The following is a 6,819-nucleotide window of genomic DNA, read 5'->3' as shown; positions in this document are numbered from 1 at the left end:
AAACCTGTCGCGAAGAAACCGGTAGCAAAAGCAGCAGCAAAACCTGTCGCTAAGAAGCCGGTAGCAAAAGCAGCAGTAAAACCTGTCGCGAAGAAACCGGTAGCAAAAGCAGCAGTAAAACCTGTCGCGAAGAAACCGGTAGCAAAAGCAGCAGCAAAACCTGTCGCTAAGAAGCCAGTAGCCAAAGCAGCGGTAAAACCTGTCGCTAAAAAGCCAGTGGTTAAAGCGGTAGTAAAGCCGGCAGCTAAAGCAGCGAAACCAGCAGCGAAACCAGCAGCTAAAGCGGTCGCCAAGCCAGCTGCTAAAACAGTAGTTAAAGCAGCGCCAGCGGTGAAGCCAGCAGCGAAACCTGCTGTTAAAAAGCCAGCCGTTAAGAAGGCTGTAGCTAAACCAGTCGCTGATTCGGCAGTCAAAACGGTACTTAATCCTGCCGCAGCTTGGCCGTTTCCAACTGGTCCACGTCCGTAATTGTTCGTGCGTCGGAGGACGGCTTGGTTAATTTCAAGCGTACTACCCGCTGTATGGCCTTGTGTCATCAGCGGGTTTTTTGTTTTTTTACCGGGCGTTAATGGTCCCCTGTTTAATGCAAAGTAGAAGCTGATGCATTTTGCATAGCAATTTCGTTTTCATCTTCATCGTCTTTGCGTCATGATGTGCTCCAGCGCTCATGTTGCAGTCGTAGCGTTGGTATGGAAATGCAATGTCCCGCTTCATCTGAAAAGAGAGAAAACATCGTGCTGCAGAATATTTTTTCATTGATTATTGAGACCGCTGCCAGCGTATTGGGCGGCGTTTTGTTATTGCGTTTCTGGATTCAAGCCGTGCGCGTGCGTCCGCCGCAGCAAGTGGCGCAGTTTATTTTTACGATATCGGACTGGATGGTGCGCCCAATGCGCAAAGTGCTACCGGGATTTAGCGGCTATGACTGGGCCAGTCTGCTCGGTGCGTTACTGGTGGCGGTAGTCTGCATTGCCTTACAACTCGCTTTTGTCTCGGCATTGAGTCCCGGAGTTTTGTTCGTGTTGGCAGCGCTGCTGTTTCTTCAGTGGGTTTTTTATGGTTTGATCGCACTGTTGATTATCGAGGCAATTTTTAGCTGGGTAAATCCGCAGGCACCATTAGCGCCATTTGTACGTGCGTTGAATGCGCCGTTGTTGGGACCGATACGTCGGATTATTCCATTATTGGGAAATGTAGACTTATCCCCTTTGGTATTACTGATTTTGCTAAGAGTCGTGCATCAACTCTTGATCGCGTTGATACAGTCATTAGGTTGAGCTGGTATAAGTAAGTCCGCATAATCGTTTAGTACCAATTATGCGGCTTTACTTAGAACTGAATCTCGCCAACGCGTCTGATTTACAAAGAGAAAATGTTAGTGTTGGCGTAATGCTTGCCGAGTTAGGCAGCGATCTGACTTTGCAGGTAGTTTTGCAGGCCGACTTTATCGATCAGGTCGATTTGGGTTTCTAACCAGTCGATGTGTTCCTCAGTGTCATCAAGGATATCTTTGAATAGTTCGCGCGAAACATAGTCGCCCGCCGCCTCGCATACCGCAACGCCTTCTTTCACGGTCTTTTGTGCAGCTTGCTCCAACTTCAGATCGCATGCCAACATTTCTGGCGTGTTCTCGCCAATCATGAGTTTGTGCAGCGCTTGTAAATTAGGCAGGCCATCGAGCATCAGAATGCGATCAATCAGACGATCAGCATGCTTCATTTCACCGATCGACTCTTCATATTCTTTCTTACCAAGCTTTTCCAAGCCCCAGTGTTTGTACATGCGCGCGTGCAGAAAGTATTGATTCACGGCTGAGAGTTCGTTGGTTAACTGCGCATTGAGCAGTTTAATGATGTTTTTGTCGCCTTGCATGAGAGCCTCTCGAAGATAGCGGGGGACGGTAAGGAGGTGGTATGACCAATGGGCATAACCCTTACTGTCTAAAAAACGCAATGATAGCCCAGGCACTGAGCTTTTTCATCATTCATTAGCAGGAATCATTCTTACTCTTATTTAAGACAGCAAAATTACTCATCGGCGTTGGGCTACTCAATGTGGTGGGCCTACTGAAAAGGGCCCTGCCCGATGCATCTGACGCGCACAGCATAAAGCCTTTGCATACGGAAGCATGCAAAGGCTTTATCGAAAACTAAGGACTGATTTATCCGACCGTTTTGCGCTACTTATTTAGCATCAGGATCTGTTACAAAACCAATTTTTCCGAGTCCTCCAGATTGCGCGGCAGCCATTACTTGCGCAATTTTTTCGTATTCGGTGGTGCGTTCGGCGCGTAAATGCAATTCCGGCTGCGGTTCAATTTTTGCCGCTGTAGCAATCCGTACTTGCAATTGATCACGGTCAACTATCTCGTCATTCCAATAGACCTTGCCAGCGCTGTCAATCGAGAGATTGATGCTCTCCGGCTTGACTTGATCGGGCTGGTTGGTCGCGCGTGGCAAGTCGATTTTGACGGCGTGATTCATCACCGGAATGGTCATAATAAAGATGATTAACAACACCAGCATCACATCAACTAATGGCGTGGTGTTGATCTCTGGATTAAAGTCGTCGTCCGAATCGGACAGGGAACCCATTGCCATCATGCACCTTTCACAGCAACGAGCTTAGAGGGCGTATTTTCAGTACCGCCACTGCCGCCTTTGTTAGTATCGGCGCGTGAGCCGGTAACAAATAATGCATGCAGATCAAAACCGAATTTATTGAGCTTGGCAATAATGGTTTTATTGCCGCGCACCAGTGCGTTGTAGCCAAACGTTGCCGGAATGGCGACGGCCAAACCGAGCGCTGTCATGATCAATGATTCGCCGACCGGTCCGGCGACCTTGTCGATGCTTGCCTGGCCGGACGTGCCAATGGCGACTAGCGCGTGATAAATACCCCATACGGTGCCAAACAGGCCGACGAACGGTGCTGTGGAGCCCACTGAGGCCAATACGGCCATGCCGGTTTGCAGCTTGCTGGAGGCTTCGTCTATGGCTTGGCGCAAGGACAACGTTACCCAGTCGCTAGTAGAGAGTTGATCGTGCAAATGACCGCTGTGAGCGGTGTGATGACGCATGGCGACAACTCCTGCCTGGGCGACTTCGGCGAAGGGATTTTCTGTGCCGAGTGTGGCAATCCCGTCAGGCAGATTGGTCGTATCCCAGAATTGGTGTCCTGCAGCATCGGCAGCTTTTTGTAACTTCAAAATTTGCAATGCCTTGGTCAAAATGACGTACCAGGAAGAGATCGACATAATCACCAACAGTACAGCAACACTTTTAATAACAAAATCGCCCTGTGACCAGAGCGCTTCTAAACCGTACGGACTTACTTCCATGATGATTCCTTTGTTTCTGTAAAAATGATCGTTGATATGGTACGGCGCACATCACGTGAGTACGCACGCAATGTTGCAGACTTGTTGCGTAAGTCCTATGGAATATTAATTCGAAAGCTGAAAGTTGATGGGGACGATGGCATATACCGGCATCGCTTTACCATCCTCCATATACGGCTTGAACAATGCGCGCATCAGTGCCTCCTGAGCGGCGTCGTCGAGACGTCTTGAACCAGAGCTTTTTTGTATCTCGACGCGTTCGGCCCGGCCTTTTTCGTTGACGAGCACACGCATGACGACTTTGCCCTGTTCCCCCATGCGTTTGGCGGCGGCAGGATATTCAGGGCTAGGAGGACGAATGTACTCAACGCCAGAACTAATCGTGCGTGGTGCCGAGGGTGCTGCCGGGGCTGCAACTGGTGCAGCGGCCGCTGCGGGTGCTTCCGGTTGTGGAGGCTGTGGCGCTGGTACCGGAACCGAAATAGCATTTTCCGACGGCGTCGTGTTGACAACAACCGGGGTTGGACGCGGTGGAGTGATGTTTTTCTTCACGACCGCAACAGTTTTTGGAGCGGGTTGGGGTTTGGGCGGTGTTGGCTCGGGCGCGCGTTCCTGGGTAATGAAGGTGGCAAACACTTCTTTCGGAACGGCCTGTATGGTTTGATGAATCAGACCACTTTTTAGAGCGATGAAGAAGCCAATGTGTAACAAAATAATCGCGCCTAGCGGCCCGATACGTTTTCCAATACGTTTAATTTGATGCCATGCAATTTCGGAGACGTACGGTGTTGACGACGGCATTATTGCGCTCATTTACGATGACTACTTTATGCGATGGCAGGCATCGGTTGGAATATTAACGCGTGCAAATGACGATGTGCTGTCGGGACGTTGTTTTCGAGACATTCTTGCAAAACGTTCTTTGCGCATGAATGACATTTTCCGCAGTTATCAGCGACTCCCAGATTTTCCCGCAGCTCGCGCATAGAGACCATGCCTGAACTGACGGCATGGCGTATTTTTCGTTCGGATACGTTGTTACAAACACAAACAATCATTTTTTACCTTACTACTAATAAGAGTTGATATTAATAATGAAGCGCGAAATAAGCGCGATTTCAGGTGCTGCGAGCGCCGCTCACTAAGCGGTTAAACAGGCTGTATTTTTCCGGTCGTGGCATGCTGCGTTCGACTAATGTGGCCCATTGTTCTGATAGTTGTTGGCAAGTGATTTGCAATATTGGCGCCAGGTTAGGAAGCGCTGCTAATGCCTTCAAATGTCGCTCAATGACTGAGGCCAGTTTGGTGCAGCCGCGTGACTCTGGCTGCATCGTCTGATGATGGGCCGTGTAATGCGACATCAGATGCAATACCGCTGAAACGAGTAGCGCCGGTTGTGTTGAAGCCTCGTTGGGGGCGATTAATTCATCATTGACTGTGGTGACCATCGAATGCTCCTTATAAGTAGAACTTACGCAAAATCGCCCCAGCGGCGTTATCCTTCCTTGCCGTACTTAGTAATGTCTTCATCAGTCTGCCTTGCTGGAACGATTTGGCGTAAGTCCTATAAGTAACTAGCAGCCTATCTCGGCTGCTTGCTTAAGGTTTAAGCCGTCAAAATCAATTTATTTAATTGCGTCAGTCGTAATTTATAAATTCGACCGCCGTGGTCGATTTCCAATTCACGCATTTGCTGGAACAACTCACGACTGCTAATACGGGTTATTGGTCTGGCTGCTTGGGTGACGCCTTGAACGGACGATTTATCACCTTCCGAGTATTCCTTTGCGCGCTGTAACGAGTGGCCCATAATAGTCCTTTATGTAAATGCGAACAATTCTTATTAAGATTATTAGCTATTTAATCCGGGATTGCAAGTGGTTTTACTATCTTCCCCATAGTTTTTCTAAAAAAGATGTTTCTATTTTCTTCTCGTCAACAAAAATATACTCAAATCTGAATTGATTTGAGGGGGGTATCTTTTGATAAGCGGGAGCCATTCCAGCTGAGTCAAAAAAAGCGCCATCAAATCAAATTTGATGGCGCTTTTTTATGATGTAAATACTACCGATATTGCAACTTTACTCCTTAGGCTTAGCCGCTTCACGACGGTTGAAGCCCGCCACCATATCAAAGCGGAATAAGCGGCATTCCAGTGCGCCGTTAAAAAATGGTGTTTTGCGCGCTTCTTTAAGACGGAGTAATTTCGGCAAAGTCAGGTCAGCAGTGAAGAGAAATACGGTCCAGCCAGCGAAGCGTTGTTTGAGCGTATTTCCTAAGGCATTGAAGAACTCATTGAATAAGTCATCCGTGGTTAGCGTACTGTCACCACGCACGCCAATCCGCTCCCCATAGGGAGGATTGGTCAACATGATGCCGCCGCTTGCGCTGAGCTCGTTCGGTGGCCGTACTTCCTGCGCCTCAATCTGCTTTAGCGGGACTTCAAAAAGGATGCCGGCGTTGCGTAGATTTTCGGCGGTCATTGCGACCATATCGCCGGAAATATCACTGCCGAAAATGGTCGGTGTGAGCGGCATTGGATTTGGCTTAATCGCCCCTTTGATCGCTTGCCATTCGGCAATGTCAAAACCGTGAAATTTCTCAAAAGCGAAGGCGCGCCGGGCACCGGAGGGGATGCCGGCCAGAATTTGTGCCGCTTCGATCAAAATGGTGCCAGAGCCGCACATCGGATCGAACAAGACCGTGCCCGGTTTCCAGCCCGCGGTGCGCAGAAGTCCGGCGGCAAGGTTTTCGCGTAGCGGCGCATCGCCGGTTTCAGCGCGCCAGCCGCGTTTGAAGAGCGCTTCGCCAGAGGTATCCAGATAGAGCGTGAAACTATGCGCGTCTAAAAAGCCGACGATGCGCATGTCCGGAGTGTGGGTATCGACCGATGGGCGCTCGTTGCAGATGTCGCGAAAACGGTCGCAGATCGCGTCTTTGATCTTCAGCGTGGTGAATTCCAGGCTGCGCAAGGGCGATTTGATGGCCGTGATATCGACGCGTATGGTGTGGTCAACGTTGAACCAGTTTTCCCACTCTTGCTCCAGCGCGGTATCGTAAATATCATTTTCAGTTTTATACGACCCGTGCGCCAGACGCATCAATACGCGGCTGGCAATACGTGAGTGCAGATTGATACGCCAGGCATCGCTGAGCAAACCGGAGCAGTGCACGCCGCCCGGAACTTGATTGTGAACCTTGAGCGTGATTGTCGGTGCGGCCAGTTGTGCAATCTCGTTAATTTCTTCAGCGAGTGCAGCCTCAAGTCCACGAGGACAGGGACAAAAATAGGAATGTTTTGAGGTTGATGATTGTGCGGTGAGTGCGTGTGCCATGAGGGGATCTCTTTATCCGTTAGCTATCTCTTCAAGGGGGATAGCGGGTGAAATGACTATTTACGCTAGTGTGCATAGCCGTCGTGTTACTTGGTGCTGCTTGTCTACTACTAAAAAATAGGGCTGGAATAGTGCTATTTACAT

10 protein-coding genes are annotated in these 6,819 nt (G+C 49.5%); 1 reads left to right on the top strand and 9 read right to left on the bottom strand.

The window, feature by feature from the left end:
* A partial coding sequence (locus tag ACVBEF_RS05050) for a hypothetical protein (protein WP_447122858.1) occupies positions 1-536 on the bottom strand: 536 nt, incomplete at its 3' end.
* Between the two features lie 198 nt (positions 537-734).
* Here ACVBEF_RS05050 and ACVBEF_RS05045 point away from each other — a divergent pair.
* Positions 735-1,277, top strand: a complete 543-nt coding sequence (locus tag ACVBEF_RS05045) for a YggT family protein (protein WP_447122857.1) — start codon at positions 735-737, stop codon at positions 1,275-1,277.
* Positions 1,278-1,401: 124 nt separating this feature from the next.
* Here the strand turns inward: ACVBEF_RS05045 and bfr are convergent, their stop codons facing one another.
* From bfr to ACVBEF_RS05005, 8 genes are all read right to left on the bottom strand, one after another.
* Positions 1,402-1,872, bottom strand: coding sequence for a bacterioferritin (bfr, locus tag ACVBEF_RS05040; RefSeq protein WP_447122856.1), 471 nt, complete (start codon positions 1,870-1,872; stop codon positions 1,402-1,404).
* A 311-nt stretch (positions 1,873-2,183) separates the two neighbouring features.
* Positions 2,184-2,600, bottom strand: coding sequence for an ExbD/TolR family protein (locus tag ACVBEF_RS05035; RefSeq protein WP_447122855.1), 417 nt, complete (start codon positions 2,598-2,600; stop codon positions 2,184-2,186).
* Entirely contained in the window at positions 2,600-3,340 is a 741-nt protein-coding gene (locus ACVBEF_RS05030) for a MotA/TolQ/ExbB proton channel family protein (protein ID WP_447122854.1), read from the bottom strand. The genes ACVBEF_RS05035 and ACVBEF_RS05030 overlap by 1 nt, the downstream gene beginning before the upstream one ends.
* Positions 3,341-3,445: 105 nt before the next feature.
* Positions 3,446-4,153 (bottom strand): energy transducer TonB, encoded by a 708-nt coding sequence (locus tag ACVBEF_RS05025; RefSeq protein ID WP_447122853.1) that lies wholly within the window; start codon positions 4,151-4,153, stop codon positions 3,446-3,448.
* A gap of 14 nt (positions 4,154-4,167) precedes the next feature.
* Entirely contained in the window at positions 4,168-4,398 is a 231-nt protein-coding gene (locus ACVBEF_RS05020; RefSeq protein WP_447122852.1) for a (2Fe-2S)-binding protein, read from the bottom strand.
* Between the two features lie 60 nt (positions 4,399-4,458).
* Entirely contained in the window at positions 4,459-4,788 is a 330-nt protein-coding gene (locus tag ACVBEF_RS05015) for a hypothetical protein (protein WP_447122851.1), read from the bottom strand.
* A 158-nt stretch (positions 4,789-4,946) separates the two neighbouring features.
* Positions 4,947-5,150 carry a hemin uptake protein HemP gene (gene hemP, locus ACVBEF_RS05010; RefSeq protein WP_447122850.1) on the bottom strand — a complete coding sequence of 68 codons (204 nt, stop codon included), beginning with the start codon at positions 5,148-5,150 and terminating at the stop codon, positions 4,947-4,949.
* Positions 5,151-5,421: 271 nt separating this feature from the next.
* Complete coding sequence (locus ACVBEF_RS05005) at positions 5,422-6,675, bottom strand: THUMP domain-containing class I SAM-dependent RNA methyltransferase (protein WP_447122849.1); 1,254 nt, start codon at positions 6,673-6,675, stop codon at positions 5,422-5,424.
* Between the last annotated feature and the right edge of the window lie 144 nt (positions 6,676-6,819).

This window comes from Glaciimonas sp. GG7 (genome assembly GCF_052976905.1).
This window is presented reverse-complemented; position numbering and strand designations above follow the sequence as displayed.